The organism is Kitasatospora sp. NPDC094019 (assembly GCF_044764505.1).
GTDB lineage: Bacteria > Actinomycetota > Actinomycetes > Streptomycetales > Streptomycetaceae > Kitasatospora.
The window spans coordinates 16,335-41,983 of record NZ_JBIWIF010000027.1; the positions used below are offsets into that span (position 1 = coordinate 16,335).

Annotated in this window: 23 protein-coding genes; 11 read left to right on the plus strand and 12 right to left on the minus strand. The window is 73.5% G+C overall.

What is annotated here, in order from left to right; translation table 11 throughout:
* Nucleotides 1-65: 65 nt before the first annotated feature.
* From ACIQ9P_RS36140 to ACIQ9P_RS36155, 4 genes are all read right to left on the minus strand, one after another.
* Complete coding sequence (locus ACIQ9P_RS36140) at nucleotides 66-1,112, minus strand: hydroxyacid dehydrogenase (protein WP_402365871.1); 1,047 nt, start codon at nucleotides 1,110-1,112, stop codon at nucleotides 66-68.
* A 41-nt stretch (nucleotides 1,113-1,153) separates the two neighbouring features.
* Nucleotides 1,154-2,002: a carbohydrate ABC transporter permease gene (locus ACIQ9P_RS36145; RefSeq protein WP_402365873.1), complete on the minus strand. Its 849-nt coding sequence runs from the start codon at nucleotides 2,000-2,002 to the stop codon at nucleotides 1,154-1,156.
* Complete coding sequence (locus ACIQ9P_RS36150) at nucleotides 1,999-2,862, minus strand: carbohydrate ABC transporter permease (protein ID WP_402365986.1); 864 nt, start codon at nucleotides 2,860-2,862, stop codon at nucleotides 1,999-2,001. The genes ACIQ9P_RS36145 and ACIQ9P_RS36150 overlap by 4 nt, the downstream gene beginning before the upstream one ends.
* 116 nt (nucleotides 2,863-2,978) lie before the next feature.
* Nucleotides 2,979-4,325: an ABC transporter substrate-binding protein gene (locus ACIQ9P_RS36155; RefSeq protein ID WP_402365875.1), complete on the minus strand. Its 1,347-nt coding sequence runs from the start codon at nucleotides 4,323-4,325 to the stop codon at nucleotides 2,979-2,981.
* 353 nt (nucleotides 4,326-4,678) lie between these two features.
* Here ACIQ9P_RS36155 and ACIQ9P_RS36160 point away from each other — a divergent pair, with 353 nt between their 5' ends.
* Entirely contained in the window at nucleotides 4,679-6,628 is a 1,950-nt protein-coding gene (locus ACIQ9P_RS36160) for a DUF2264 domain-containing protein (protein WP_402365877.1), read from the plus strand.
* Nucleotides 6,629-6,740: 112 nt separating this feature from the next.
* Nucleotides 6,741-7,523, plus strand: a complete 783-nt coding sequence (locus ACIQ9P_RS36165) for a sugar phosphate isomerase/epimerase family protein (RefSeq protein WP_402365879.1) — start codon at nucleotides 6,741-6,743, stop codon at nucleotides 7,521-7,523.
* 135 nt (nucleotides 7,524-7,658) lie between these two features.
* Here the strand turns inward: ACIQ9P_RS36165 and ACIQ9P_RS36170 are convergent, their stop codons facing one another.
* From ACIQ9P_RS36170 to ACIQ9P_RS36180, 3 genes are all read right to left on the minus strand, one after another.
* Complete coding sequence (locus ACIQ9P_RS36170; RefSeq protein WP_402365881.1) at nucleotides 7,659-8,078, minus strand: hypothetical protein; 420 nt, start codon at nucleotides 8,076-8,078, stop codon at nucleotides 7,659-7,661.
* A gap of 64 nt (nucleotides 8,079-8,142) precedes the next feature.
* A complete protein-coding gene (locus tag ACIQ9P_RS36175; protein WP_402365883.1) occupies nucleotides 8,143-8,982 on the minus strand; it encodes a substrate-binding domain-containing protein in 840 nt (279 codons plus the stop codon).
* Complete coding sequence (locus tag ACIQ9P_RS36180; RefSeq protein WP_402365885.1) at nucleotides 8,949-9,380, minus strand: DeoR family transcriptional regulator; 432 nt, start codon at nucleotides 9,378-9,380, stop codon at nucleotides 8,949-8,951. The genes ACIQ9P_RS36175 and ACIQ9P_RS36180 overlap by 34 nt, the downstream gene beginning before the upstream one ends.
* A gap of 215 nt (nucleotides 9,381-9,595) precedes the next feature.
* Here ACIQ9P_RS36180 and ACIQ9P_RS36185 point away from each other — a divergent pair, with 215 nt between their 5' ends.
* The 3 genes from ACIQ9P_RS36185 (at nucleotide 9,596) to ACIQ9P_RS36195 (ending at nucleotide 14,875) form a co-directional block, all read left to right on the plus strand.
* Nucleotides 9,596-11,413 carry a beta-galactosidase family protein gene (locus tag ACIQ9P_RS36185; RefSeq protein ID WP_402365887.1) on the plus strand — a complete coding sequence of 606 codons (1,818 nt, stop codon included), beginning with the start codon at nucleotides 9,596-9,598 and terminating at the stop codon, nucleotides 11,411-11,413.
* A 168-nt stretch (nucleotides 11,414-11,581) separates the two neighbouring features.
* On the plus strand, nucleotides 11,582-12,646 hold the full coding sequence (locus ACIQ9P_RS36190; RefSeq protein ID WP_402365888.1) for a substrate-binding domain-containing protein: 1,065 nt from the start codon (nucleotides 11,582-11,584) through the stop codon (nucleotides 12,644-12,646).
* A 192-nt stretch (nucleotides 12,647-12,838) separates the two neighbouring features.
* On the plus strand, nucleotides 12,839-14,875 hold the full coding sequence (locus tag ACIQ9P_RS36195; RefSeq protein WP_402365890.1) for a carbohydrate binding domain-containing protein: 2,037 nt from the start codon (nucleotides 12,839-12,841) through the stop codon (nucleotides 14,873-14,875).
* A gap of 79 nt (nucleotides 14,876-14,954) precedes the next feature.
* On the opposite strand, the gene ACIQ9P_RS36200 is transcribed toward ACIQ9P_RS36195, so the two are convergent.
* Nucleotides 14,955-15,605, minus strand: coding sequence for a LysE family translocator (locus ACIQ9P_RS36200; protein WP_402365892.1), 651 nt, complete (start codon nucleotides 15,603-15,605; stop codon nucleotides 14,955-14,957).
* A gap of 152 nt (nucleotides 15,606-15,757) precedes the next feature.
* On the opposite strand from ACIQ9P_RS36200, the gene ACIQ9P_RS36205 reads away from it, so the two are divergent.
* The 4 genes from ACIQ9P_RS36205 to ACIQ9P_RS36220 all read left to right on the plus strand — a co-directional run bounded on the left by ACIQ9P_RS36205 (nucleotide 15,758) and on the right by ACIQ9P_RS36220 (nucleotide 19,194).
* Complete coding sequence (locus tag ACIQ9P_RS36205; RefSeq protein ID WP_402365894.1) at nucleotides 15,758-16,063, plus strand: hypothetical protein; 306 nt, start codon at nucleotides 15,758-15,760, stop codon at nucleotides 16,061-16,063.
* A 53-nt stretch (nucleotides 16,064-16,116) separates the two neighbouring features.
* Nucleotides 16,117-17,097: an alpha/beta fold hydrolase gene (locus ACIQ9P_RS36210; RefSeq protein ID WP_402365896.1), complete on the plus strand. Its 981-nt coding sequence runs from the start codon at nucleotides 16,117-16,119 to the stop codon at nucleotides 17,095-17,097.
* A 178-nt stretch (nucleotides 17,098-17,275) separates the two neighbouring features.
* On the plus strand, nucleotides 17,276-18,265 hold the full coding sequence (locus ACIQ9P_RS36215) for a hypothetical protein (protein WP_402365898.1): 990 nt from the start codon (nucleotides 17,276-17,278) through the stop codon (nucleotides 18,263-18,265).
* A gap of 20 nt (nucleotides 18,266-18,285) precedes the next feature.
* A complete protein-coding gene (locus tag ACIQ9P_RS36220) occupies nucleotides 18,286-19,194 on the plus strand; it encodes a hypothetical protein (protein ID WP_402365900.1) in 909 nt (302 codons plus the stop codon).
* Between the two features lie 66 nt (nucleotides 19,195-19,260).
* Here ACIQ9P_RS36220 and ACIQ9P_RS36225 read toward each other — a convergent pair whose 3' ends face one another.
* Nucleotides 19,261-20,616, minus strand: a complete 1,356-nt coding sequence (locus ACIQ9P_RS36225) for a hypothetical protein (RefSeq protein ID WP_402365902.1) — start codon at nucleotides 20,614-20,616, stop codon at nucleotides 19,261-19,263.
* The gene (locus ACIQ9P_RS36230) at nucleotides 20,616-21,497 is read right to left on the minus strand and encodes a hypothetical protein (protein WP_402365904.1); all 882 of its coding nucleotides are present in this window, start codon (nucleotides 21,495-21,497) and stop codon (nucleotides 20,616-20,618) included. Before ACIQ9P_RS36230 ends, ACIQ9P_RS36225 begins: the two co-directional genes overlap by 1 nt.
* Nucleotides 21,498-21,890: 393 nt before the next feature.
* Between ACIQ9P_RS36230 and ACIQ9P_RS36235 the strand changes: the two genes are divergently transcribed.
* Entirely contained in the window at nucleotides 21,891-23,111 is a 1,221-nt protein-coding gene (locus ACIQ9P_RS36235; protein WP_402365906.1) for an RCC1 domain-containing protein, read from the plus strand.
* A 49-nt stretch (nucleotides 23,112-23,160) separates the two neighbouring features.
* Nucleotides 23,161-24,396 (plus strand): RCC1 domain-containing protein, encoded by a 1,236-nt coding sequence (locus ACIQ9P_RS36240; protein ID WP_402365908.1) that lies wholly within the window; start codon nucleotides 23,161-23,163, stop codon nucleotides 24,394-24,396.
* A gap of 97 nt (nucleotides 24,397-24,493) precedes the next feature.
* On the opposite strand, the gene ACIQ9P_RS36245 is transcribed toward ACIQ9P_RS36240, so the two are convergent.
* The gene (locus ACIQ9P_RS36245) at nucleotides 24,494-25,090 is read right to left on the minus strand and encodes a dihydrofolate reductase family protein (protein WP_402365988.1); all 597 of its coding nucleotides are present in this window, start codon (nucleotides 25,088-25,090) and stop codon (nucleotides 24,494-24,496) included.
* Nucleotides 25,091-25,095: 5 nt separating this feature from the next.
* Nucleotides 25,096-25,578 (minus strand): GNAT family N-acetyltransferase, encoded by a 483-nt coding sequence (locus ACIQ9P_RS36250; protein ID WP_402365911.1) that lies wholly within the window; start codon nucleotides 25,576-25,578, stop codon nucleotides 25,096-25,098.
* Between the last annotated feature and the right edge of the window lie 71 nt (nucleotides 25,579-25,649).

The window sequence follows — 25,649 nt, forward strand, 5'->3', positions numbered from 1 at the left end:
GCGGTTCGGGTGCGCGGGAGTGCGTGTGCGGCGCGCGTGCGGTGCGCGGGCCGTCGGCGCGTGGGTCACGCGGTGCGGTGGGCGTCCTCGGCGAGGACGGGGTGGGCGAACGGCTGCCCGGCCGTGTAGCGGGCCAGTTCGTCGGCGGCCGCGGCGGCCATCCGGTGCAGTTCGCGGCCCAGCGAGCCGGCGATGTGGGGGGTGAGCACCACGTTGGGCAGGTCGTAGAGCGGGGAGTCGGCGGGCAGCACCTCGGGCTCGGTGACGTCGAGGACGGCGTCGAGGCGTCCGGCGAGGAGTTCGCGGACCAGGGCGTCCTGGTCGACGAGGGAACCGCGGGAGGTGTTGATCAGGGTGGCCCCGTCGCGCATCAGCGCGAGCCGGCGGCCGTCGATCAGGTGATGGGTCTCCGGGAGTTCGGGGGCGTGCACGCTGACCGTGTCGGAGGCGGCGCAGAGTTCGTCCAGCTCCACCAGGCGCGCGCCGAGCCCGGAAGCCTCCGCCCCGTCCACGTACGGGTCGTGGAGCAGCAGGTCGAGGTCGTGCGGGCGCAGCAGTTCGAGCACGCGGCGGCCGATCCGGGAGGCGCCGACGACGCCGACGGTGCGCCGGTAGTTGCCCGCGTCGGGGTAGCCGCGCTGCCAGTCGTGCGGGGTGCCGCGGCGGTCGCGGTAGTCCTGGCGGATCCGCAGCAGCTGCTTGTTGGCGAGCAGGACGGCGGCGACGGTGTACTCGGCGACGGGCAGGGCGTTGGCCCAGGCGGCGGAGGTGACCCGCAGGCCGCGCTCCCAGCAGGCGTCGGTGATGTGGTGCTTGACGGATCCGGCGGCGTGGATGACGGCGCGCAGTCGCGGTGCGGCGGCGAGGACGGTGGCGTCGATCGGCGGGCAGCCCCAGCCGGAGACGATGACCTCGGCCCCGGCGAGGGCGGCCCGGGCCCCCTCGGTGCCGAAGTCGTCCAGCACCAGCGCGGGGTCGAGCTCGGCGAGGTCGGTGAGGCGGGCCAGGGTGCGGGCGTCGAAGAGCCGGTCGGCGAGGTCGTGGTGCATCGCGAGCACGGCGCGGGGGCGGTGGGCCGGCGGTGCGTGGTCCGCCGGACGGGGGTCGGTCATGGGGTTCTCCGGGACGGCGGCGGTGTCGGTGCGGTGGCGGGTCACTTGACGGCCCCCGCGGTGAGACCGGCCTTCCAGTGCCGCTGGAGCAGGACGAAGGCGAGCACGAGCGGGACGACGGCCAGCAGGGCGCCGGTGACGACCAGCGGGTAGTACTCGGGGAAGGCCCTGGTCTGCGCGTTCCAGGTGAACAGGCCGAGGCTGACCGGGAAGAGGCGGTTGTCGGAGAGCATCACCAGCGGGAGGAAGAAGTTGTTCCAGATGGCGGTGAACTGGAACAGCAGGACGGTGACGAAGCCGGGCATCACCATCCGCAGGCCGATCGACCAGAAGGTGCGCAGTTCGCCCGCGCCGTCGGTGCGGGCCGCCTCCAGGACCTCGCCGGGGATGTAGCCGGCGCAGAAGACCCGGGCGAGGTAGACGCCGAAGGGGTTCACCAGGGACGGCAGGAACACGGCCCAGAAGGTGTTGACGATCCCGAGTTCGGAGGCGAGCAGGTACATCGGCAGGGCGAGCGCGGTGGTGGGCACCAGCACGCCGAGCAGGACCAGGCCGAACAGCTTCTCCTTGCCGGGGAAGGAGAAGACGTGGAAGGCGTAGCCGGCGGCCACGCACACCAGGGCGCAGAGCACGGAGCCGAGTCCGGCGTAGAGCAGGGAGTTGAGGTACCAGCGGAAGTAGATGCCGTCGCCGGCGCTCGCGAGGTCGCTCAGGTTCTGCCCGAGACTGAAGTTGGCGGCGGTCAGGGAGCGGCCGCCGAGCAGGTCGGCGGTGCTCTTGGCGGCGGCGGTGACCAGCCAGCCGAGCGGCAGCAGGGTGTAGGCGGTGGCGAGGACGAGCACGCCGTTGACGGCGCCCTTCGACAGGGTCCAGGGACGACGGGTGCTCATGGGCGGGCCTCCCGCGCGCGCTCGGACCGGGACCGGGTGACCCGGGTGACGACGAAGGAGAGCCCGGCGGCGGCGACGGCGAGCAGCACCGAGGAGGCGGCCGCCAGTCCGTAGTCCCCGCGCTCGAAGGCGGCGGTGTAGGCGTACATGTTGGGGGTCCAGGTGGAGGTCACGCCGGGCGCGGTGCCGTGCAGGATGGTCGGCTCGGTGAAGAGCTGGAGCGAGCCGATGACGGTGAACAGCCCGACCATGGCGAGGGAGGGCCGGATCAACGGGATCTTGATGCCGAGGGCCGTCCGCAGCGGGCCGGCGCCGTCGATGACGGAAGCCTCCAGCACCTCGCGGGGGATGGCCTGGAGCGCGGCGTAGAAGATGACCATGTTGTAGCCGCTCCACTGCCACAGGGCCATGTTGACCACGGCCGGCAGCGGGTGGCCGAGCGGGTCGGGCTGGGCGCCGAGGGTCTCGAAGGCGTCCAGCACGGGGCTGATGCCGGGGGTGTAGAGGTACATCCAGACCAGCGCGGCGATGATGCCGGGCACGGCGTGCGGGACGAACAGGGCGAGCTGGAAGAACCGCTTGGCGCGGACCAGCGCGGAGTCCAGGAGCAGGGCGAGGAACAGCGCCAGGACGGTCATCAGCGGGATGTAGAGCAGGCAGTACTGGGCGATGGTGAGGAAGCCGTCGCGGAAGGCTTCGTCGGCCAGGGCCCGGGTGTAGTTGCCGAGGCCGGTGAAGACGGTCTCGGTGCCGCCGAAGCCGAGGCCGGAGCGGTGCTCGGTGAACAGGCTGAGCCGGACCGCGTAGCCGATCGGTACCAGGGTGCAGGCGGTGAACAGGAGCAGGAAAGGGGCGAGCAGGACGGCCGGTGCCCCGTACCGCCCGCGCCGCCGGTGGGCGGCGGCGCGGGCGGCGGCCTCGGCACGGGAGGTGCCTCCGGCCCGGGTGGCGCCTTCGGTGCCGGTGGCGCGGGTCGTCACTGGGCGACCTTCAGCCCGCGGTTCCTGAGCTCGGCGAGGGTGGCCTGCTGGGCGGTGGTGAGCGCGTCGTCGATGGTGCCGGCCTTGCCGGCCACCTTGCCGAAGGCGTCCTTGATGGAGCCGTTGGTGAGGCCCATCACCGGGCCCCAGGTCCAGCCGGACTTGATCGAGTCGGCGGCGTGCGCGTAGAGGCCGTAGAGGTCCTGGCCACCGTAGAACTCGCTGTTGAACGCCTTGGCGGCGGTGGGGACGAGTTCGGTGGCGGCGGGGTAGGTGGAGGAGGTGCCGGAGGCGATCCGGGCCTTGATGCCTTCGGGGGTGGTGGTGGCCCAGGTGGCGAACTCCACCGCCGCCTTGGCCTTCTTGCTGTCCTTGGAGACGGCGAAGGTGGTGCCGCCGAGCATGCCGCTGGCGGGGGTGCCGTCCCAGCTGGGCATGGCGGCGACGGCCCACTTGCCGGCGGCGTCGGGGGTGGTGGCGAGGTTGGACTTCAGGACGCCGCCGCCCCAGGAGGCGCCGAGGTAGCCGGCGGTCTCGCCCTTCTGCAGCGAGGCGGTCCACTGCTGGCTGAACGAGGGCTGGACGCGGACGAGGTCCTCGTCGACGAGCTGCTGCCAGTAGGCGGAGACCTTCTTGGTCTCGGGCCCGGTCAGGTCGGTCTTCCAGGCTTCGCCCGAGGTGCCGAACCAGCGGGCGCCGTTCTGCCAGGCCATCGCCTCGAAGGTGGTGGGGTCGTCGGGGAAGAAGGTGGCGATCCGGGTGTCGGGCTGGGCGGCCTTGAGCTTCTGGGCGGCGGTGCGGAACTCGTCCCAGGTCCTCGGGACGGTGATGCCGGCCTTCTCGAACAGGTCCTTGCGGTAGTAGAAGGTCTGCGGCGCGGCGTCCAGCGGCAGGGCCCAGGTCCGGCCGCCGAGCGAGGTGAGCTCGGTGGCCTGCGGCAGGTACTTGGCCTTGAGCTCGGTGCCGACGAGTCCGGTGATGTCCTGGACGGCGCCCTGGCTGACGAAGTCCGGCAGCTGCGGGTACTCGACGTTGAACACGTCGGGGGCGTTGCCGGCCTTGACGGCGTTGGAGAGCTTCGCGTAGCCGCCGGCGTTCCCGGCGGGGATCTCCTCGAAGGTGATCCGGATGTTCGGGTGGCTCGCGTTGAACGCCTCGACGACCTCCTTGGTGCCCTTGGCCCAGCCCCAGAAGGTGAGGTCGACGGGCTTGCCGTCCGCGGCGGTGGTCTCCCCGCCGGCGCCGCTGCCGCAGGCGGCGAGGAGGGTCACGGAGAGCGCGACGGCGGTGGCGACGGCGGTGGTACGCAGGGCTCTGCGGCGGGGGAACGCGGATGAGCGCATGGCACGGCTCCTCGGAGGGGGAAGTCACGGCCCGGTGGGTCGGCCCGGTCACGGACTCGTGAAGGGTGGGGGCGGCTGGCAGCCATCCTGAGCAGCTTGTCGATCGGAGTCAAGGGAGGCAGATCGAATGATCTGATCCGATCGAATGGCCGAACCCGGTCGATTGCTCCCTCTTGGGCCATTCACCTGCGGAAATAATGGGCCCGGCCGCTCCGGGGCGGCAAGGTCACAATCCGATCAACCAGTTCATTTGATCCGTAAGCCTTGACGAATGATCGGCCGATTCCTAGATTCCGGCCCAGGACCCACCGGTTCCACCCCGGTCCCGGACACCCGACGAAGGACACCAGCCGATGCCACTGCCCCCGGAGGACCGACACCTCAGCCCCCGCACCGGCTGGACCAGGGCGCACTGGGAGGCCGTCGCCGACGGGCTGCTCACCGCCGTCCGCCCCTTCGCGACCCCCGGCCACGCGCTGATCGACCTCCCCGGGACCGGCCCCAGCTGGTCCGGGCGCCGCTCCGACGCGCTGGAGGGCTACGCCCGCACCTTCCTGCCCGCCGCCCTGCGGATCGCCGGCGCCGGCGGGGACGACCCGCACGGCCTGCTGGACGCCTACGCGCGCGGACTCGACACCGGCACCCGCACCCCCACCACCGAACGCGAACTCACCGTCGGCGACCCGGAGTCCTGGCCGCTGATCACCGACCGGGGCCAGGCCATGGTCGAGGCCGCCTCGATCGCCTTCGCCCTCCGGCTCACCCGCCCCTGGCTCTGGGACCGCCTCGACGCCCCCGTCCGCGACCGCGTCGGCCGCTGGCTGGCCGACGCCCTCCACCGCACCCCCAACGACAACAACTGGTGGCTGTTCCCGCTCGCGGTCGGCGGCTTCCTCGCCGAGGCCGGCATCGAGGAACGCGCGGCCACCGCCGCCGTGCGGCGCGCGCTGGAGCGGATCGAGCGTTTCCACCTCGGCGACGGCTGGTACACCGACGGCCGGCCCCGCGCCTTCGACCACTACAACGGCTGGGCCCTGCACCTCTACCCCGTGCTGCACGCCCACCTCGCCGCCGACCGCGCCCTGCTCGCCGAGTACGGCACCCGGCTCGCGGCCCACCTCGCCGACCAGGCCCACCTGTTCGGCGGCGACGGCGCCCCCGTCCACCAGGGCCGCTCCCTCACCTACCGCTTCGCCGCCATCGCGCCGCTGTGGGCCGGCGCCCTCACCGGCCACACCCCGCTCGCCCCCGGCACCACCCGCCGCATCGCCTCCGGCGCGCTGCGCCACTTCGTCGACCGCGGCGCGATCGACGAGCGCGGCCTGCTCACCCTCGGCTGGTACGGACCGGAACCGCGGCTGGTCCAGCCGTACTCCGGCCCGGCCTCGCCCTACTGGGCCGGCAGCGGCTTCCTCGGCCTGCTGCTCCCGCCCGACCACCCGGTCTGGACCGAACCGGAGCAACCCGCCCCCGCCGAGGCGCGCGACGCCGTGCGGATGCTGCCGAAGCCGAACTGGCTGGTCCAGTCGACCGCCGCCGACGGCCTGGTCCGACTGCACAACCACGGCAGCGACGACCAGCCGGCCGACCACGTCCGGCCCGACGACCCGCACTACGCCCGCCTCGCCCACTCCACCGCCACCGGCCCCAGCCACGACGGCCCGGCGGACAACCACCTCGCGCTGCTGGTCGACGGCGCGGCGAGCGAACGCGGCCGGATCGAGCCCGTCGGCTGCGGCCCGGACTGGGCCGCCTCCCTCAGCCGCCCCCGGGTGCGCGGCGCCGAACTCGCGGGAGTCACCGTCACCAGCGTCACCCTGGTGCGTGGCGCCGACGAGGCGCGGATCCACCTGGTCAGCGGCGCGGGACCCGGAACGGGCGTCCGTCAGACCGGCTGGGCCGTCGCGGGCCGGACCGCCGGGGCGGGCCCCGCGACCGCGCCGCCGTCGCCGGGCGCGAGCGCCTCGGCCGACGGCGGACGCCTCGTCAGCGCGCTCACCGGCCTGCACGGCTTCACCGGCGCCGCCGTCCTCACCGTCCCGGGCGGCACCGCCTTCGGCCCCGAGGCGGCCGTCCCGCTGCTCGACGGCGTCCTCGACACCGACGCCGCCCTGCTCGCCTGCGCGGCGCGGCTCACCGGCACGGCCGTCCCTCCCCCGCCCGGAGCGGCGCTGGAAACGACCGGCACCGGGGCCGACGGCACCCGGCACCTGCGCCTGACCTGGCCGGACGGCACCGTCCACCGGGTCCGCATCGGGCCTGGAACCGTCGCCGTCGGCGACGGGGCCGAGGGCGCGGTCTAGGACCCGCCCCGGCGTGTCGTCCGCCCTCTCCGTGCCCGGGCCGGGGCCGGGCGGCCGCCGCCGAGACCCGGACCTACACCTGTCGGCCCGGACGACCCACCCCAGGACCTCCATGCCTCTCGCTCTCTCCACGCTCGGCCTGCCCGGCACCCCCCTCGACCAGGTGGTCGGGCTGGCCGCCGACCACGGCTGGCACGGCCTCGAACTGCGCTGCGCCTCCGACCAGCCGGTCCGGCTCGGGCTGACCCCGGTCCAGCGCCGGGCGGCGGCCAGGACCGTCGGCCGGGCCGGACTGGTCCCGCTCGCGCTGGCCTCCTACACCGGCGTGGCCGCGCCGGGACCGGACGGACCGGTGGTCGCGGACCTGCTCGCGCACCTGCGGCTCGCCGCCGACCTCGGCTGCCGACGGCTGCGGGTGTTCCCCCACGGCGGGCCCGGCGCGGGCACCGCGGCCGACGCCAGGGCGGTCCGCAGACTGCTCGACGTGGCCGACCACGCCCGCTCGCTGGGCGTGCGGATCCTGGTGGAGACCCACGACTCGCACCGGTCGGCCGGCCCCCTCGCGGCGGTGCTCGACCAGGTCGGCCACCCCGCCGTCGGCGCGCTCTGGGACCTCCTGCACACCTGGCTGGCGGGGGAGGCCCCGGCCGAGACCCATCGGATCCTCGGCCGCCACCTCGGCTACGCGCAGGTCAAGGACGTCGTGTCGGCCGACGACCTCACGCCGGTCGCCCTCGGCAGCGGCGTCCTCCCGATCGCCGACTGCGTCCGGCTGCTGCCCCGGGACGGCTGGATCACCTGGGAGTACGAGGCCCCGTGGCACCCCCGCGCCGCACCGCTCGCCCCGCAGCTCGGCGCGGGCGGCAGGTACCTGGCGGGCCTGATCGGCCGTTGAGCGACGGTCGCCGGGACCGTCGCGCGGGGCCACGGGGTGTCGGGGGCCGCTGAGTCCGGCCCCGTCGGAACGGATTTCGCTCGCACGACCTCCCGGGCCGCACACACAGTCCGTCGGCCGAGGCCGTCGGTCGTCCTACGGCTCGGGCGGCACGGCCGGCGCGGGCAGGTCGAGAACGCGGGCCAGGGCGGCAACGACCGGACCAGCGTGTTCGGGCATCCGCTGACGGGCCCGGACGGTGGCGGTCGCGAGGAAGGCGGTCAGGTCGCGCTCGACGCCGCCGAGCAGGCGGCGGAGTCCGGTCACGGTCAGCCCGATCACCGGGCTGTCACTCCGCTCGGCGTTGACGGTGAGCCGGACGGCGTCGCCGAAACGTTCCGCGATCGGGGACACGGGCTCGTGGCCGAACCCGAGCAGGCTGCCGCCGTCGACAAGAGCGTGCCAGTCACGCCAGTCCTCCAGTCCGTCGCAGCAGCCGGGCAGGAAGGCGACCCCCGTGCGGTGGTCGGAGCCCTCGGGGGTGTTGATCTCCAGGACGGGTTGCATCGTGATCACCTGGCGCAGTGTTCCGCGGTCCTGCCCGGACCGCCTCCCGATTACGCCGCCGGGCATCCCGCTCCTACGAGGTCGCGGCCAGGGCCCCGCAGGAGGTGCGGGTGCGGAGGGTGGGCAGGAGGGCCACGCGGTGGACCGGGAGGTCGGTGGCGCCGGTGAGGCGGCGCAGCAGCAGGTCGAACGCCGCCGCGCCCACGGCCCGCCTGGGCGGGGACACGGCGGTCAGCGGGGGAGCGGCGAGTGCCGCGAACACGTCGTCGTAGGCGATCAGCGCCACGTCCTCGGGCACGCGCAGCCCGCGGGCGCGGAGCAGGGGCGGGAGCCGGATCGCGTCCTGGTCGTTGTGGACGAGGACCGCCCGGGTGCCGGTCGCGACGGCCCCGGCGATCCGGTCGGCGAGGGGCGCGGCATCGGTCTGCGCGCCCTCGGTGGTGGAGGTGTCCAGCACCGGGAGTTCCGGCAGGCCGAGCAGCCCGGTGGCCTCGCGGTAGCCGGCCCGGACCTCCTCCGCCGTCCAGGAGTCGCCGCGGGCGGCCAGCAGCACGCTGCGGTGGCCGAGGTCGGCGAAGTGCCGCAGCGCGCGCTGTACGCCGTAGCGGTGGTCCGAGCCGACGGCGTCGAGCCGGGAGCCGGGGCCGTCCGGGGTCGGGGAGCGCCGTTCCACCAGGACCGCCGGGACCGGTAGTTCGTCGAGCCATTCGCAGGCGGGGGAGCGCCGCCCCGGGAGGAGGTTCGGGGCCAGCAGCAGGCCCTGGGCCCCGGACTCCAGCAGCCGTTCGACCTGGACCGGGTCGTCGCCCGCCCGGTAGGGCGCGATGCCGAGCACGAGCCGGGCCCCGGCCTCGGTGGCGGCGGCCCGGGCGCCGGCGATCACCTCGTCGAAGTAGGAGCCGACCGAGGGCACCAGCAGGCCGACGGTGCGTCCGGTCCCGCCGGGGGCGGGGGCCCGGGGGGGGGGCCCGGGGGGGGGGCCCGGGGGCCCCGGGGGGGGGGGCGGCGCCCCCCCCGGGGGGCGCCCCCCCCCCCCCCCCCGCCGCGCCGGGGGGGCGCCCCCCGCCGGGGGGGCCCCCGCGGGGGGGGGCCCCCCGGGGCCCCCCCCCCCCGGGGACCGGGGTGGTCGAGCGAGACGAAGCCGTGCGAACGGGCCAGCCGGCCGGCGTCGGCCAGGGCGGCGACGTCGCGCCGTACGGTGACGGCCGGGATGCCCAGGCGGTCGGCGAGGTCCTTGAGCCGTACCTGGCCGCCGAGATCACCGACCGCCGTGACGATCAGCCGGCGGCGCTCCTCCCTGGACATGGCCATCCACTCCCTCCGTGCTGTCGCGGTACCGCGGCGGTGCGTGCCGCCGGGCTGCTCGCTCCGTCTGCGAAGCGGATCAAAGATTATCGTTCGATCGAATTTCGATCAATAGACGGGGTCTGTATCGATCGATTGACCGCCCGATCATTCTGCTCATAAGGTACGGACCGGCGATCGATCCACGATCTCGCCCACGCCCGCATCGACGGAGGCACCCCATGGCCGACCGGGCCACCCACCCCGCGCTCACCCTCGACGAAGACACCTTCCTGCGGGCCGGACGCCCCCACCGGATCGTCTCCGCCGCGATCCACTACTTCCGGATCCGCCCCGAACTCTGGTCCGACCGGCTGCTGCGCCTGCGCGCCATGGGCGTCAACACCGTCGAGACCTACGTCGCCTGGAACTTCCACCAGCCCGCGCCCGGGACGAGCGACTTCACCGGCGACCGCGACCTCGCCGCCTTCGTCCGCGCCGCCGGCGACCTCGGGCTCGACGTCATCGTCCGGCCCGGCCCCTACATCTGCGCCGAATGGGAGTTCGGCGGCCTCCCGGCCTGGCTGCTCGCCGACCCCGCCCTCCGGCTTCGCCGCGTCGACGGCCCCTACCTCGCCGCCGTCGACGCCTGGTTCGACGCACTCGTGCCCGTGCTGCTCCCGCTGCTCGCCTCGGCCGGCGGACCCGTCGTCGCCGTGGCCGTCGAGAACGAGTACGGGAGCTACGGCAACGACACCGCCTACCTGGAGCACCTCCGGGACGGCCTGGTCCGCCGCGGCGTCGACTGCCTGCTCTTCACCGCCGACGGCGCCGAGGACGGCTTCCAGCTCGGCGGGCGCCTGCCCGGCCTGCTCACCACCGGCACCTTCGGTTCCCGCCCCGAGGAGTCCCTGGACTGCCTGCGCCGCCACCAGCCGGTCGGCCCGCTCGTCTGCATGGAGTACTGGACCGGCTGGTTCGACCACTGGGGCGCCCCGCACCACCTCCGCGACCCCCAGGAGTCCGCCGACGTCCTCGACCGGCTGCTCGCCGCCGGCGCCTCCGTCAACATCTACATGGGCCACGGCGGCACCAACTTCGGCTGGTGGAACGGCGCCAACCACGACGGGGCCACCTATCGGCCCGACACCACCAGCTACGACTACGACGCCCCGGTGGGCGAGGCGGGCGAGCTCACCGCCAAGTTCCACCTCTTCCGCGAGGTGATCGAGCGCCACCTCGGGCCCAACCCGCACCAGCCGCCACCGCTCCCCGCCGGGCTCGCCCCGCAGAGCGCCCCGGTCACCGCGAGCGTCCCGCTCCCGGCCGCCCTCGACGCCCTCGCCACCGTCCACCACAGCCACGGACCCGAGCCGATGGAGGTCTTCGGCCAGAACCTCGGCCTGATCCACTACCGCACCCGGCTGCGCGGCCCGCTCGGCCACGGGGAACTACGGGTCGACGGACTCGCCGACCGCGCCCAGGTGTTCCTCGACGGGGTCCCGCTCGGCGTGCTCGAACGCGACCGCCCGGACGAGGCGCTGCCGGTCACGGTGCCGGTCGGCGGGGCGGTGCTCGACCTGTTGGTGGAGAACATGGGGCGGATCAACTACGGCCCGCTGCTGCACGACCGCAAGGGGATCACCGGCGGGGTCCGGATCGACCGGCAGTTCCAGTTCGGCTGGGAGGTCCGCCCGCTGCCCCTCGACGACCTGACCGCGCTGCCCTTCGGGCCGGCGAGCCCGGCGGAGGGGCCCGCCTTCCACCGCTCACTGCTCACCGTCGACGCCCCGGCCGACGGGTTCCTCGCCCTGCCGGGCTTCACCAAGGGCATGGTCTGGCTCAACGGCTTCGCCCTCGGGCGCCACTGGGAGCGCGGCCCGCAGCGCACCCTCTACGCCCCCGCGCCGCTGTGGCGGGCGGGTGTCAACGAGGTGGTCGTCCTCGAACTCCACCGGCCGGGCACCGGGATCGAGCTCCGCGACCGCCCCGACCTCGGCCCGGCCGTTCTGACCGTCTCGACCTCCCCGACGGCCCCGCCGGAGGCGCTCGCGGGCTGACCGGGGAGCCGTCGGCCCGGACCGCCGCCGCCGGGCCGGACGGGGCCGGATCGCCGGTCGAAGGAGCGGGCCGCCGTCCGACGGATCGGATCCCGATCGAATGGTAGATTCCTGTCCGCGTTGGGCAGATCACCTCGCACGGACCCGGAGCGAACCGCAGGGAGTGACATGTCGATCTCGGCCGACGAACGCCGCACACGCATCCTCGACGCGGTGCGCAGCCTCGGATCGGTCCGGATCACGGAGCTCGCGGAGCGCCTGGAGATCCCCGCCGTCACCGTCCGCCGCGACGTCGCGGCACTCGCCGAGGCCGGCCGGCTCCGCCGTTCGCACGGCTCGGTGTCCTCGGCGGCCGTCGCCACCGGCGGGGACGCCCCCGCGCGCGGTGACGGACCCTCGATCGGACTGCTCGTCCCGGCGGTCGGCCAGTACTTCGACGAGGTCATCGCCGGGGCCCGGGCCGCCGCCGCCCGGGCCGGGGCCAGCCTGGTGCTCGGAATCTCCTCCTACGAGGCCAGCGCCGACCGCGTCCAGGTGGAGCAACTGCTCACCTCGGGCGCGCAGGGGCTGCTGCTCGCGCCCAACTGGACGCCCGCCGACGAACCCGGCGGGCGGGAGTGGGTCGAGGGCCTCCCCGTCCCGGCCGTCCTGGTGGAACGCCGGCCGGCCCCCGGGAGCGCGGCCGAGAACCTCGACTCGGTCGCCTCCGACCACCGCCACGGCGTGCTGCTCGCGGTGCGCCACCTCGCGGCCCTCGGCCACGGCTCCGTCGCGCTGGTCGCCCGCCGGGACACCTGGACGGCGCACGAGATCCGCGCCGGCTACGCGGAGAGCTGCGCGCTGCTCGGCCTGCCGGCGGAGCCCGTCATCGACATCGTGCGCCCGGTGGCGGACGCGGACGACGTGGCGGACGCGCTGGTGGAGGCCCACGGGCGCGGCGTGCGGGCGGTGCTCGTCCACAACGACCAGGACGCGATCCAGCTGCTGCCGCTGCTGCGCGCCCGCGGCGTCCAGGTGCCCGGCGACCTGGCGGTGGTCAGCTACGACGACGTGTTCGCGGAGCTCGGCGCTCCGCCGCTGACGGCGGTCGCGCCACCGAAGCGGGCGGTCGGGGCCGAGGCCGTGACCCTGCTGCTGCGCCGGCTCGGCGCCGACGACGCGCTCCCCGTCCACCACCTGCTGCTGCTGCCGAGGCTGACGGTCCGCGAGTCCTGCGGCACCCGGCCGAACTGACGGGGCCGCTTCCCGGGGCTCGGGACTCGGGGCCCGAGGCTTTCCAGGGTCGATCAGACGACCAATCTGGCGATCGTTCGATCAAATAGTGATTGTATGGACCTTTATGCCTTGACCCGGTCAGGTGGTCGTCCTATGGTGCGGGCGGGCGCCCACCCTCCCTTCTCCCTCCCCCACCTCGGGATTTCCCCCATGCACCTGAGCCCCCCGCATCCGAGCCGCCTGCACCTGAGCCTCCCGACGAGATCCGCCGCCGTCCTCGCCGCGGCCGCCTCGCTGCTTCTCCTCCCGCTCCCCGGGCCGGCACCGGCGGCGGCCGCCGCGAGCGGCACCACCCGCTACCTGGACTGCTCCGCCGCGTCGAACGGGGACGGCGGCCAGAACAGCCCCTGGAACAGCCTCGCCACCGCCAACGCCCATGTCTTCGGACCGGGGGACCGCCTGCTGCTCAAGCGCGGCGCGACCTGCGACGGCACCCTGAAGCCGCGGGGATCCGGCAGCGCCGCGGCCCCCGTCACCCTCGCCGCGTACGGGCCCGGAACGGCGCGCCCGGTCGTCGCGGGCAACGCCTCCTCCACCGAGAAGGCCGCCCTCCACCTCTACAACGTCGAGCAGTGGGAGATCCGCGACCTGGAACTCACCTTCAAGGACACCGCCGCCACCAAGCGCGAGCGCAACGGCCTGCTGGTCGAGATCGCGGACCTGCCCGACGGCGTCGGCACCCACTACGTCGTCGAGGACGTCAGCGTCCACGACGTCAACGGCGACGCCACCAAGTGGTCCAACGGCATCCAGTTCCGGGTCTCCGGTACCGCCGTCCCCACCAACTTCGACGACGTCCTGGTCCAGGGCTCCCGCATCGACAACGTCGACCGCGAGGGCCTGACCAACCGTTCGACCTGGATGTGCCGCCCCCAGTACGGCACCGGCGACGACTGCGGGACCAAGAACAACTGGCGCGCCAGCACCCGCCTGGTCTTCCGCGGCAACACCATCAGCAACACCGGCGGCGACGGCATCGTGCTGCGCGCCGCCGACCACGGCCTGGTCGAGCACAACACCGCCTACGACCTCGCGATGCGGCCGATGGGCTCCAACGCCGGCATCTGGACGATCAACTCCGACGACAGCCTGATCCAGTACAACGAGGTCCACCACGTCCGCCGGCTCCCGGACAACGGCGACGGCATGGCCTTCGACTCGGACTACGGCAACAACCGGGCGGTCTTCCAGTTCAACCACAGCCACGACAACGAGGGCGGCTTCATGCTGTTCTGCGGGGCCTGCGGCGCGGGCTCCAGCAGCACCGGCACCGTCGTGCGCTACAACCTCAGCCATCACGACAAGGACCGCTGGCTGGCCTCCTCCGGCGAGGACAGCGCCGACCTCTACCAGAACACCGTCCACTTCCCGGCCGGCTCGACCGCGGACATCGTCCAGGACGGCTTCGGCACCACCCACGCCCGCTTCACCGACAACGTGTTCCACAACCTCGGCAGCGGCGGCTTCGACGGCCTGAACAACCAGGGCACCTACCACCCGGCCGAGTTCACCTGGGCGGCCAACACCTTCTACGGCAACCACCCCGCCAACGAGCCCGCCGACCCGGAGAAGAGCACCGCCGACCCGCGCTTCGCCGCCGTCGGCGGCACCGCCCCGGCGGACTACCGGCTGGGCGCGGACTCGCCGGCGCGCGGCACCGGCACCGCGATCCCGACCCTCGGCCACCAGGACTACTTCGGCAACCCGCTCCCGCAGGTCTGCCGGCCCGACCGGGGCTTCCACCAGGCGTCCGCGTTCGACGACAGCGCCTGCGCCCCGGTCGACCCGGTCCGCGACCCCGGCTTCGAGAACACCGAACTCAACCCCTGGACCGGCTACGGCGGCGTCACCCTCGACACCGTCACCCGGCACAGCGGCGCCCGGGCCGTGCGGGTGGGCCCCGCGCAGGCCGCCGCCGAGCAGGTCGTCCAGGTCAGGCCCGGCACCACCTACACCCTCGCCGGCTGGGGCAAGGTCTCGGCGAGCGGCACCGAACTCTCGCTCGGCGCCAAGCAGTACGACGCGGCCGGCTCCTCCGCCCGCGCGCTCTTCACCGGCACCGCGTTCACCCGGGGCTCCGCCACCTTCACCACCGGCCCGACCGCCACCACGGCCAGGATCTACTGCTACGCCCGCTCCGGCAGCGGCTACGGCTGGTGCGACGACCTCACCCTCCAGGAGAACTGACACCCGGCGCCCGCCAACGTCCCCGGCATCCGTCCCCGACGCCCGGCGCCGGACCGCACCACGGTCCGGCGCCGCACCGTCAGCGCAGGGCGACCGCGACGCTGGACCGCTCGGTGGCGATCTTCACCGCGAAGCCCGCCAGCGCGGTGCCCACCAGGTAGCGGTGCACGCGCTGCCACAGCGGATGCCGGGTGAAGAACCCGGCGACGGAGCCGGCCGTGACGATGAAGAAGGCGTTGCCCGCGACCCCGACCACGATCAGGGTCAGTCCCAGCACGACCCCCTGCAGACCGACGTCGCCGCGCGACGGGTCGACGAACTGCGGCAGCAGCGAGATGTAGAGGATCGCCACCTTGGGGTTGAGCAGGCAGGTGAGCAGACCCATCAGGAAGAGCTTGCGAGGACTGTCCTGCTCCAGCTCCTGCGGTGCGAAGGCGGAGCCGCCGCCCGGCCGGACGGCCTTCCAGGCCAGCCACAGCAGGTACCCGGCGCCGGTCAGCTTGACCGCCAGGTAGATCTCCGGCACCAGCGCGAAGACGGTGGCGATCCCGGCGGACACCGCGAAGAGGTAGACCAGGAAGCCGAGGGCCACACCGGCCAGCGAGGTCAGCCCGGCCCGGCGGCCCTGGGAGATCGACCGGGAGACCAGATAGATCATGTTCGGCCCCGGTGTCATCACCATGCCGAGCTCCACCAGCGCGATTCCCGCGATTGCTCCAGCCCCGACCACAGCGGTACCCCCGTACGTACGTTCGTCCTCAGGGGCAACCTAGCAGGCCAGGATCCCGCGGGGACCGGCCCGGGCCCGGGCGGGACCCCCGGTCCGGGACCGCACCGGCGGGTCGAGGTGCGGCCTCCGGCGGGCGCGACCAGAGTGGAACGGTGAGCATCCTCGTCCTGCTCGAACCCGAGCTCGTCCGCACCTCGGCGGTCGGCGCGACCACCGACTACGTCGAGGGCGTGCGCGCCGTGCACGCGGCGCGGGCCGCCCCGGAGTCGGCCGAGGAACCCGGTGACCTGACCCTGTGCGGCCTGGGAACCTCCCGGATGCGCCGGAGCCCGTACCGGCCGCCCGGGGCCGACGCGCTGTGGTACCCGCCGGAGTGGAGCACCAGGGTGTGCCCCCACTGCGACCGAGCGGCCCGAGCGGTCCGCGAGCGGCCCGGGCCCGAGGCCGGACGGCCGTAGCCTCCGTACAGTCGTGGCCACACACGACGACACCCAGTCGGGAGCGGAACCGGATGACGGACCCGATCACGAACCCGATCACGAACCCGATCACGGACCGGACGACCGACACACCCGGCGCCGTCCCCCGGACGATCGAGGTCGACGGCGCGGAGCTGGCGGCCGAACTGCACGGTGATCCCGCCGATCCCGTGGTCCTGCTGATCCACGGCGCCGGACACTGCCGGCTCAACTGGCCCGACGGCTTCGTCCGCGGGCTGGTCGCGGGCGGCCGGTGCGTCGTCCGCTACGACGCCCGGGACGCGGGTGCCTCGACGACCTTCCCGGTCGGGGCGCCGCCGTACACGCTGCCCGATCTGGCCGAGGACGCCGCGGCCGTGATCGCCGCCCTCGGACCGGGGCCCGCCCATGTGCTCGGCATGTCCCAAGGGGCGGCGGTCGGCCAGTTGCTGGCACTCGGTCACCCCGACCGGGTGGCCACCCTCACCCTCGCCTCCGGCACGCCCGGCGTCCCCGGGCAGGAGCAGCCGGACCTGCCGCCGATGGCCGACCGGCTCGCCGCCTTCTTCGCCCAGGTCGAGCAGGACGCGCGGGTCGAGCGGGACGCCGGGGCCGACGGCGGGACGGACCGCTCCGCCCGGGAGGCCGTCATCGAGTCGATCGTCGAGGGCGAGCGCCCGTTCGCCGCCGCCTCGCGCCCGTTCGACGAGGACGGGGCGCGGCTGCTGGCCGCCCGGATCGTCGACCACGCGCGCGACATCACGGCCCAGTCCACCAATCCCTGTCTGCTCGACGCCGGGCGCCCGTGGCGCGCGCGGCTCGGCGCGATCACCGCGCCGACCCTGGTGCTGCACGGCGAGGAGGACCCGTTGTTCCCGCCGGAGCACGGGCGCGCCCTGGCCGCCGGGATTCCCGGCGCCCGCTTCCTCGCCCTGCCGGGAACCGGCCACGAGGTCTTCCCCGAACACACCTGGGCCACCGTCGTCCCGGCCGTCCTCGCCCACACCGCGAACCGGGACACGCCGCCCCGCTGAGCAGGGTGATCGTTCCGCCCCGTCCGCGCACGAGCGGCCGCCGCCGAACGGCGCAGGGGCGGCGGGTGACGGTTCGCCCACGACGTGACCCTCGCCGAGGATGGGGGGACCGGGCGGGCCGGTGTGGGACCCGGCGGCCCCGTTCACGGATGACGTTCGACGGATGAGGAGAGTGCCAGTGTCTGCTTCCGCATGCCCGCATGCCCGCCCGCCCGCACGGCGCCGGACCGGTCGGTCGGCCGTTCTGATCCCGGGGGCGGCCGCGCTGGCGGTGCTGGCACCGCTCGGGATGCCGGGCGCCGCCGTCGCCGCCGGGGTGGGGCCGCCGCCGTTCCCGGTGGCGCGGGCCCTGGACGGGGAGGTGCCGCTGCCCTCGCCCCAGGACGTCGCGGGGCTGTGCGACCGGGGGGAGGGGTGCAGCTTCCGGATGTACGACCGGACGCCGCGCGAGTTCGTGAGCGGGGTGCTGTCGGTGGGGAACGCGGCGATCAACTGCACCGACGACGTGATGGAGATCGACCGTACGGTCACCTTCGTCACCAGCAGCACGGACAACATCGGCGGCCAGATCTCCGGGAAGGCCGCGCTGGAGGGCGGGGTGGACACCACCGTGACCGTGTCCGGGTCGGGCACGATCACGCCGGGGTTCGTGACCGGTACCACCATGAACGGCCCCAACAAGGACAAGGGCCCCACCACCAAGGACGACGTGAAGAACACCACCGAGGTGACCGGGACGGTGTCCGGCTCGAACGCGCTGCACCTCGGGGCCAAGGCGACCTTCGAGTCGGCGTTCCAGGCCACGTTCTCGCGGCAGTGGCAGGCGGTGACCACCGAGTCGACCAGGGTGGTGTTCACCGTCGGCAACGGTGACGAGCTCCAGTTCGGGGTGGTGAACGCGATGTCGCGGGCGGCCGGTGAGCTGAAGGTGAACAACACCGGGAAGCTGATCAAGGACATCACGGTGGACAGCCCGTCGAGCGTCAACGTCAGCTCGGTGGTCGCCCAGACCTTCTCGGTGCCGGACAAGTGCCTGTCGCTGCGGCCCCCCGGCCGGGCCGCGGCCACGGGACTGGTCGAACTGCCCCCGGAACGGGCCGAGAGCGCGCGAAGGGCGCCGGACGCGGTGTTCGTCCGGACCGCCCGGGGCACCTGGAGCTCCCGGTGAGGCGGCGCCTGGGAGGCCCGGTGGCCCGTGGGGCTTGGGCCCTGACGGTCCTGCCGATGGTGCTGACCGTGCTGGCGCCGGGTGTCGGCACCGCCGTCGCGGACGACCCGGCTCCGGGCGCAGAGGAGGACGCGCCCGCGATCGCCCGCCGCTGCGGGCAGGACTACGACTGCTCCTTCCGGATCCTGCCGGGGCTCACCCGCGAGTTCACCTCCGCGGTCGCCTCGGTCGGCAACACCGCGATCAACTGCACCAACCGGCCGATCGACATCTACCGGACCGTCGTGCTGGAGTCGAGCACCACCGACAACATCGCGGGCGAGATCTCCGGCCGGGTGGCGCTGGAGGGCACGATCGACAACACCACCGACGTCTCCGGCAGCGTCAGCGGCAGCAACAAGACCGAGATCACCCACACGGACATCACCGCGCCCAGCGACAAGGGCCCCAACGCGGAGATCTCCAACGGCGCCACGGTGGCGGTCTCCGGCACCGCGACGGGCGCCGCGCAGCTGAAGCTCAGTGCGAAGGCTTCGTTCGAGCTGGCGTTCAAGGCGACGTACTCGCACGAGTGGAAGCGCACCAGTACCGAGACCACCCAGGTCAAGTTCACCGTGAAGGCCGGTGACGAGCTCCAGTTCGGCATGGTGAACGCGATGACGCGCACGGTCGGGGAGTTGAGCGTCGGCGGGATCGGGAAGCTGATCAAGAACATCGTCGTCGACAGCCCGTCGTCGGTGAACGTCAGCTCGGTGGTCGCGCAGACCTTCAGCGCCCGGGACACCTGCCTGTCGCTGCGCCCGCCGGGGCGCTCACTCGGCAGCTCGCTCGACGACGGCCCGGTCGAGGCGCCGCCGCGCACGGACGGGGCCCGGCCCACCGGCCGGTACCGGCTGACGGCCGGCGGTACCTGGGCCCCGTTGGACTGAGCCCCGTCACCGCCGCGGCCGCCCTTCCCGGAGGATCGGGGAGGGCGGCCGCAGGGTGAGCCGAGGTCAGGGAGCGAGCAGCACCGAGCTGGTGGGCACCCCGGCGGGCGGGGTGTCCAGGACGAGCAGCCGCTTGTCCGTCCCGGCCCCGTTGTCCGGGGTGCCGGCGGTAGGCCGGAGCGAGCCGCAGCGCTGCAGCTCGGTCTCGGTGAGCGGGCCGGACCGCTGGTAGTAACGGTCGGGCAGAGAGGCCGAGGGGACGTCGAACACGGCGTCCAGCCGGTACTTGTTGCGGGCGTTGGTGAAGCTGCCCGCCACCCGTTCGCGGGCGGGCTGCACCTCGATCCAGCTCATCTCGCCGGGCTGGATGGTGGGGTTGAGCTGCTTGGTGGTGGTCCGCGACCAGGTGAGCGGATTGCTGGTGTTCACGGCGGCGGAGTTGCCGCCCGCCGTGCTGAACCCGGCGGCGGCCTGGGCGGCGAGGTTGGGGCGGCTCTGCGAGATGTCGGAGCGGCTGGGAACGAGCGGGGTTCCCTTGAGCGCGTAGTACTGGGTGAGGTTGTCGTACGAGGGCTCGGTGTTCTCCATCCGCCGGTCGTCCACCACGGCGTTGCGGGTGCAGTTGATGTAGACCTCGCCCACGATCCGGGTCTGCCCGTAGTACTGGTAGGAATACCGGCTGTCCGCGGTGAACACGCAGTTGGTGGCGGACCCCTCGCAGTCGTCCACGGCGACGCCCGGCTCCAGTGGGTCGTTGCCCCGGTACGCCTTGGGGCCGGGCAGCTGCTCCTTGCGGACCTTCTGGTCGACCGGCGCGGGAGTCTGCTTGGCGGTGACGTTGGTGATCAACGGGCCGCAGGAGAGCGAGGCGCGCTGTTCGGCGGAGTCGAAGGACACCATCGGGTTGTCCTCGGTGGCGGTGAACTCGAAGACCCGGCCGCTGGTCCAGTTGGCGGTGCCGACGGTGTCGGTGCCCTTGGTGGTGACGACGGGGTCGGGGGCGGGCCCGGTGGTGATCAGGGAGACGTTGTAGGTCTGGCCGTCCTTGAGCTGTTCGGGCGTGCAGCGGCGGTCGACGCCCGGACTGTCGTCCCAGCTCAGGGTGACGCTCGATCCGGCCTTCACCCCCCACAGCCGGGTCCGCATCGTCAGCGCGGCGCCGTTCCAGTTCAGCGCGGCGGCCTGGTAGCCGCGCGGGTGCTGGGCGAGGGTCTTTCCGAACACCACGCCGGTGGTGTCGGGGGACCAATCCGTGTGCCCGGCGGCGGTGCCGTTGTCGGGGGCGACGGGCTGGGCGAAGGTGCCGTTGGGCACCTGGACGTCCACGGTGTCGGAGGCGCGGGCGGAGGGCGCGGCGGCCGGGGCGGCGACGAGGGCCAGGCCCGCCGCCGCGGCGGCCAGGATCCGGGGCCGGCGCGCCATCAGCAGAACCACCAGTCGCTCGGCGGGACGACCGCGTCCCCGGGCTTGACGTCCGAGGTCAGCGCGTTGGGCAGAGCACAGAGCTGGGAGGCGGCGTCGTTGGGGTTCTGGTCGCGCGGCACCTTGCCGAAGTCGTCCACGGCCTGGGTCTCCTTGGCGATTCCGTCCTTCTCCGCCTTGCCGTCACCGGCCACGCCCGCCAGGCATTCCTTGCTGGTGGGCGGGCACTTCTCGATCTTCTCCTTGTCGGCGGCGAGGTCCTTGCACTGGGCGTCGTCCTTGGCGTCGCCCGAGCACGGGTCGCTCGACGCGCCGCCCTTCGGCGGGGTCAGCGGCGGGGCGGTCTGCTTGGCCTGGATGTTGGTGACGAAGAAGGGGCACTGGGTGTTGGTGGTGTCGGTGGAGGCGAAGGTGATCTCCGGGGCGTCCTCGGCGGCGGAGAAGGAGTAGGTGCGGCCGATGAACCAGTTCGGCTTCTTGTTGGGCACATTGGTGGTGAACGTGCCGGGGGAGTTGGTCCCGCCCGCGACGGTGACGGTGTAGGGGCGGCCGGAGGGACCGGCCGGGGCGCAGATGTCGGGGTTGTCGTCCCAGCTGAGGGTCACCGTGGCGCCGGCGCGCACCCCGCGCACCCGGGTGCTCATCGACCGTTGCGTGCCCGCGTAACTGAGTGTGGCGGCCTGGAAGCCCTGGGGGTGGCCGGCCCGGGCGGCCGAGCCGAGCACGCCGTTGCCGGTCCAGCCCTCGATCCCGCTGGCCCAGGTGAGGCCGTCGGGCACCTGGCGGGAGGAGAAGGTCCCGTTCGGCACCACGGCCGGCTCGGTGTCCTCCGCGCCCGCCGGTGCCGGGGCTGCCAGGGCCAGCGCGGCACTGAGGGTCACTACCAGGAGTCTGGCTCGTTGTCTCCGCGGCACGGTCTCTCCCACTGAAGTCGGCTTAATCATCAGGAAGTTGCGATCCGGGGTGGCTGGTGATCATCGAGCCCCGGCCGCCCATGCTTCGGCACCCGATCACGGACCGCAACCGCTGACGCTCCGTTAGGGCGAAGGCGAACGATGGGGCTGGGCCAACAAGGTGGAAAGCGGTTCGGAACCGCACGACCGTTCTGATCATGGGGCAGTCATTCCGCTGATCCGATCATCGTTCCTCGACCCTGCGGCCTGGTTCCGCACGGTCCGCCTCGTGCTGTCCGTCCCTCTGGATCCCGTCGCGCCCCGACCCCCGAACGTGAGGAAGAGATGCACCCGCTGCACCGCACGCTCCGCCGCCTGCCCATGACCGCAGCGACCGCCGTGCCGGCGGTGGTCGCGAGTCTGACCCTGCTGGGCTCCGTCGCCCTGCCCACGTCCGCCGCCTCCGCGTACGACCTGCGGCTGCGCTCCTGGGGGCTGAACACCAGCGGCCAGCTGGGTGACGGCACCAAGACGCAGCGGCTCACCCCGACCTCCGTGGTCGGGCTGTCCGGCGCCGAACTGACCTCCGTGGTCGCCGGCGGGACCGGCGGTTCCGCCGGTTCCGGCTTCGGCCTGGCCCTGCTCGCCAACGGCACCGTGGAGTCCTGGGGCAAGAACGACAAGGGCCAGCTCGGCAACGGCGCCACCAGCACGACCGACGAATGGGCGGTGCCGAGCCTGGTGGCCGGACTGGGCGGGGTGCAGGCGGTCGCCGCGGGCGGCTCGCACGCCCTGGCGCTGCTGAAGGACGGCACCGTCAAAGCCTGGGGCCTCAACGACAAGAGCCAGCTGGGTGACGGAACCAAGGTCAACGCCAACCTCCCGGTGACGGTGGCCGGTCTGGAGGACGTCAAGGCGATCGCGGCCGGCGACACCTTCAGCATGGCCCTGCTGAAGGACGGCACCGTCAAGACCTGGGGCAACAACGAGAAGGGCCAGCTCGGCATCACCGCGAAGGCGGCCAAGACCACCGACCCGGTGCCCAAGCCCGCGCCCCTGGTTCGCACCACGGCCGTCGCGGTGCCCGAGCTGACCACGGTCAAGGGCATCACCGCCGGCGCCTCGCACGCGCTCGCGCTGCTCGCGGACGGCACCGTGATGTCCTGGGGCCTGAACGACAAGGGGCAGTTGGGGGACGACACCATCGTCGACAAGCCCTACCCGGTCCCCGTCCTGGAGCTCAGGAACGTCACCGAGCTCGCCGGCGGCGCCTCGCACAGCCTCGCCCTGCTCCAGGACCGCACCCTGCGCGGCTGGGGCCTGAACGACAACGGCCAGGTCGGCGACGGCACCACCACCCAGCGCAGCACCAGCGTGCCGATCCCCGGCGTCACCGGCGTGGTCGGCATCGCCGCCGGCGCCGCCCACAACCTCGCGGTGCTCTCCGACGGCACCGTCCAGGCATGGGGACTCAACGACAAGGGCCAGCTCGGCGACGGCACCACCACCCAGCGCCCGACCCCGGTGCAGGTGCTGGCCAAGTCCGGCAGCGTCTCCATGGTCGCGGCGCCGTCCAACGGCAGCTTCAGCCTGGCGCGCTGACCCGTCCGTCCCGCTTGTCCCGTCCGTCCCGTCAACAGGAAGGCAGCACATGACGAACTCCCGAACCGCGCCGCGAGGCCGGCTGCGCCCGGCCGTCGCCGCGTCCGTGGCCGCGCTGACCGCGCTCGGACTGGCCGCCGTTCCCGTGGGCAGCGCCCACGCCCAGGAGAAGCGCCTCAAGTCCTGGGGCAACAACCGGTCCGGCCAGCTCGGCGACGGCACCTGGACCGATTTCCGCACCACCGCCACCACCGTGCTGGGGCTGACCAGCGCCGAGGTGGTGAAGATCGCCGCCGGCGGGTCCGGTCCCACCAGCGGCCACGGCCTGGCCCTGCTCACCGACCGCACGGTGCAGTCCTGGGGCTCCAACAACTCCGGCCAGCTGGGCGACGGTTCGGTGTTCAGCCACAACGCCCCGGGCCAGGTGGTCAACCTCTCCAACGCCACCGACATCGCCGCCGGCGGCGCCCACAGCCTCGCCCTGCTCGCCGACCAGACCGTGGTGGCCTGGGGGCGCAACAACTACGGCCAGTTGGGCAACGGCACCAACATGGACAGCAGCGTCCCGGTCCGGGTCGAGGGCCTGAACAAGGTGATCGCGATCGCGGGCGGCCTTAACCACAGCCTCGCCCTGCGCGAGGACGGCACCGTCTGGGCCTGGGGCTACAACATCAACGGGCAGCTGGGCGACGGGACTTCGGCGAGCCGCAACGTCCCCTCCCCGGTGAGCAACCTGACCGGTGTGACCCGGATCGCCGCCGGCTGCAACCACAACCTGGCCCTGGTCGGCCCGGCGAGCGGCCCGGGCAAGCCCACCAGCGGCAACTCCCTGAAGGCGTGGGGCTACAACGCCACCGGCCAGCTCGGGGACAACAGCACCATCAGCCGATACACGCCGGTCGACACCCAGGGCATCTGGCTCGGCGGGGTCTCCCAGATCGCGGCCGGCTGCAACCACAGCCTCGCCGTCACGGACAGCGACAACAAGCTGAAGGCGTGGGGGCAGAACACCTCCGGCCAGGTCGGCGACGGCACCACGGACTACCGGATCACCCCCGTGCCCGTCCCCGACCTCAAGGGCGTCCAGCTGGTGTCGGGCGGCCGGGAGCACACCGTGGCCCTGCTCGGCGACAACACCGTCCGCTCCTGGGGCGCCAACGGCTCCGGCCAGCTCGCCAACGGCACCACCAGTGACAGCAGCACCCCCGTCACCTCGCTCACCGCGCTGACCGGCGTCGACAAGATCGCCGCGCCCGTCGGCGGCGACTTCAGCCTCGCCAACTGAGCTTCACCGACTGAATTCGGCTGGGCTCCGCGGACCGAACTCCGCTCCGTGGGGCGGTGGACCCCCCGAGAAGTCCACCGCCCCGCGGAGCGGCCGGTCAGGCCGCCGACCTCGCGTAGGTCAGGAAGGCGGTGCCGCCGGGCAGCACCGTGTGGTCGGTGAGGGTGAAGGCGCGCGGGCTCACCCCGCTCTTGCCCGCGAACAGCGGGATGCCCGCCCCGGCGGTGACCGGGTTGACCTTGACGATCAGCTCGTCGATCTCCTGGTAGAGGGCGCCCGCCAGCTCCGCGCCGCCGACCAGCCAGATCCCGCCGCCCGCCTCGGCCTTGAGCTCCCGGACCCGGGCCACCGGATCGGTGGACACCAGCTCGACGGCCGGCGCCGGCGCCTCGGTGAGGGTGCGGGAGAAGACCAGGTGCCGCAGGTGCGGATAGGCGTCGGCGACGCCGGCGTCCAGGCCCACCTGGTAGGAGCGGCGCCCCTCCAGCACGGTGTCGAAGCGGGTGCCCGCCGCCGTGATGCCCAGGGCGTCGCGGGCCGGGCCCGGCAGGGTCTCCGGGTAGTGCGCGACCAGGTGCTCCAGATAGTCGGGGGTGACGGTGAAGAACCCCTCGGGCCCGGTCGGGTCGCCGCCGTCGGGGCCCGCGATGAACCCGTCCAGGGTGGTGGCCACGAAATAGGTCAGCTTGCGCAAAGTGATCATCCTTCAAGAGCGTAGTAGTGCAGGCTTCCGTCGGAGGAGGTCCTCCGCAGCCCGGCCTTCTCCAGCACCCGCTGCGAGGCGGCGTTGTCGTGGGTGGTGTCGGCCAGTGCCCGCCGGACGCCGCCCTGGGCGAATCCCCGCCGCAGCAGGGCGAGCAGCGCCTCGGTGGCGTAGCCCCGGCCCTCGACCTCGGGCGCGACGCCGTAGCCCAGCCCGACCGCCCCGTCCGCGTCCGGCGGGCCGAAGAAGCCGATCCCGCCGATCACCTGGTCATTGCTCAGCAACTCGATCAGCTGCGGCTCGAACAGCGGCTCGGTCCGCGGTGCCGCCAGGAACATCCGCGCCACCGCCCGGTCGTCCTCCCGGGGGAAGCCGGGGCTCCAGCCGCTCCCCGGCCGGTCGCCGGCCGCCACCCGCTCGGCCTCCCCGGTGGTGTACGGGCGCAGCCGCAGCCGCGCTGTCTCGATACTGAACGTCATCTTTGCTCCGTGTTGCGGTGATTGTCCCGGTGGGGCCCGGTCGAACAGGTACGACGGTAGGCGAAGCGCCC

Bases quoted from the DNA above. Each gene is read 5' to 3' on its own strand.
- ACIQ9P_RS36140 (WP_402365871.1), bottom strand. From the start codon at position 1,112: ATGACCGACCCCCGTCCGGCGGACCACGCACCGCCGGCCCACCGCCCC.
- ACIQ9P_RS36250 (WP_402365911.1), bottom strand. From the start codon at position 25,578: ATGACGTTCAGTATCGAGACAGCGCGGCTGCGGCTGCGCCCGTACACC.
- ACIQ9P_RS36225 (WP_402365902.1), bottom strand. From the start codon at position 20,616: ATGGCGCGCCGGCCCCGGATCCTGGCCGCCGCGGCGGCGGGCCTGGCC.
- ACIQ9P_RS36185 (WP_402365887.1), top strand. From the start codon at position 9,596: ATGGCCGACCGGGCCACCCACCCCGCGCTCACCCTCGACGAAGACACC.
- ACIQ9P_RS36210 (WP_402365896.1), top strand. From the start codon at position 16,117: ATGACGGACCCGATCACGAACCCGATCACGAACCCGATCACGGACCGG.
- ACIQ9P_RS36145 (WP_402365873.1), bottom strand. From the start codon at position 2,002: ATGAGCACCCGTCGTCCCTGGACCCTGTCGAAGGGCGCCGTCAACGGC.
- ACIQ9P_RS36160 (WP_402365877.1), top strand. From the start codon at position 4,679: ATGCCACTGCCCCCGGAGGACCGACACCTCAGCCCCCGCACCGGCTGG.
- ACIQ9P_RS36165 (WP_402365879.1), top strand. From the start codon at position 6,741: ATGCCTCTCGCTCTCTCCACGCTCGGCCTGCCCGGCACCCCCCTCGAC.
- ACIQ9P_RS36190 (WP_402365888.1), top strand. From the start codon at position 11,582: ATGTCGATCTCGGCCGACGAACGCCGCACACGCATCCTCGACGCGGTG.
- ACIQ9P_RS36180 (WP_402365885.1), bottom strand. From the start codon at position 9,380: ATGGCCATGTCCAGGGAGGAGCGCCGCCGGCTGATCGTCACGGCGGTC.
- ACIQ9P_RS36240 (WP_402365908.1), top strand. From the start codon at position 23,161: ATGACGAACTCCCGAACCGCGCCGCGAGGCCGGCTGCGCCCGGCCGTC.
- ACIQ9P_RS36195 (WP_402365890.1), top strand. From the start codon at position 12,839: ATGCACCTGAGCCCCCCGCATCCGAGCCGCCTGCACCTGAGCCTCCCG.
- ACIQ9P_RS36155 (WP_402365875.1), bottom strand. From the start codon at position 4,325: ATGCGCTCATCCGCGTTCCCCCGCCGCAGAGCCCTGCGTACCACCGCC.
- ACIQ9P_RS36235 (WP_402365906.1), top strand. From the start codon at position 21,891: ATGACCGCAGCGACCGCCGTGCCGGCGGTGGTCGCGAGTCTGACCCTG.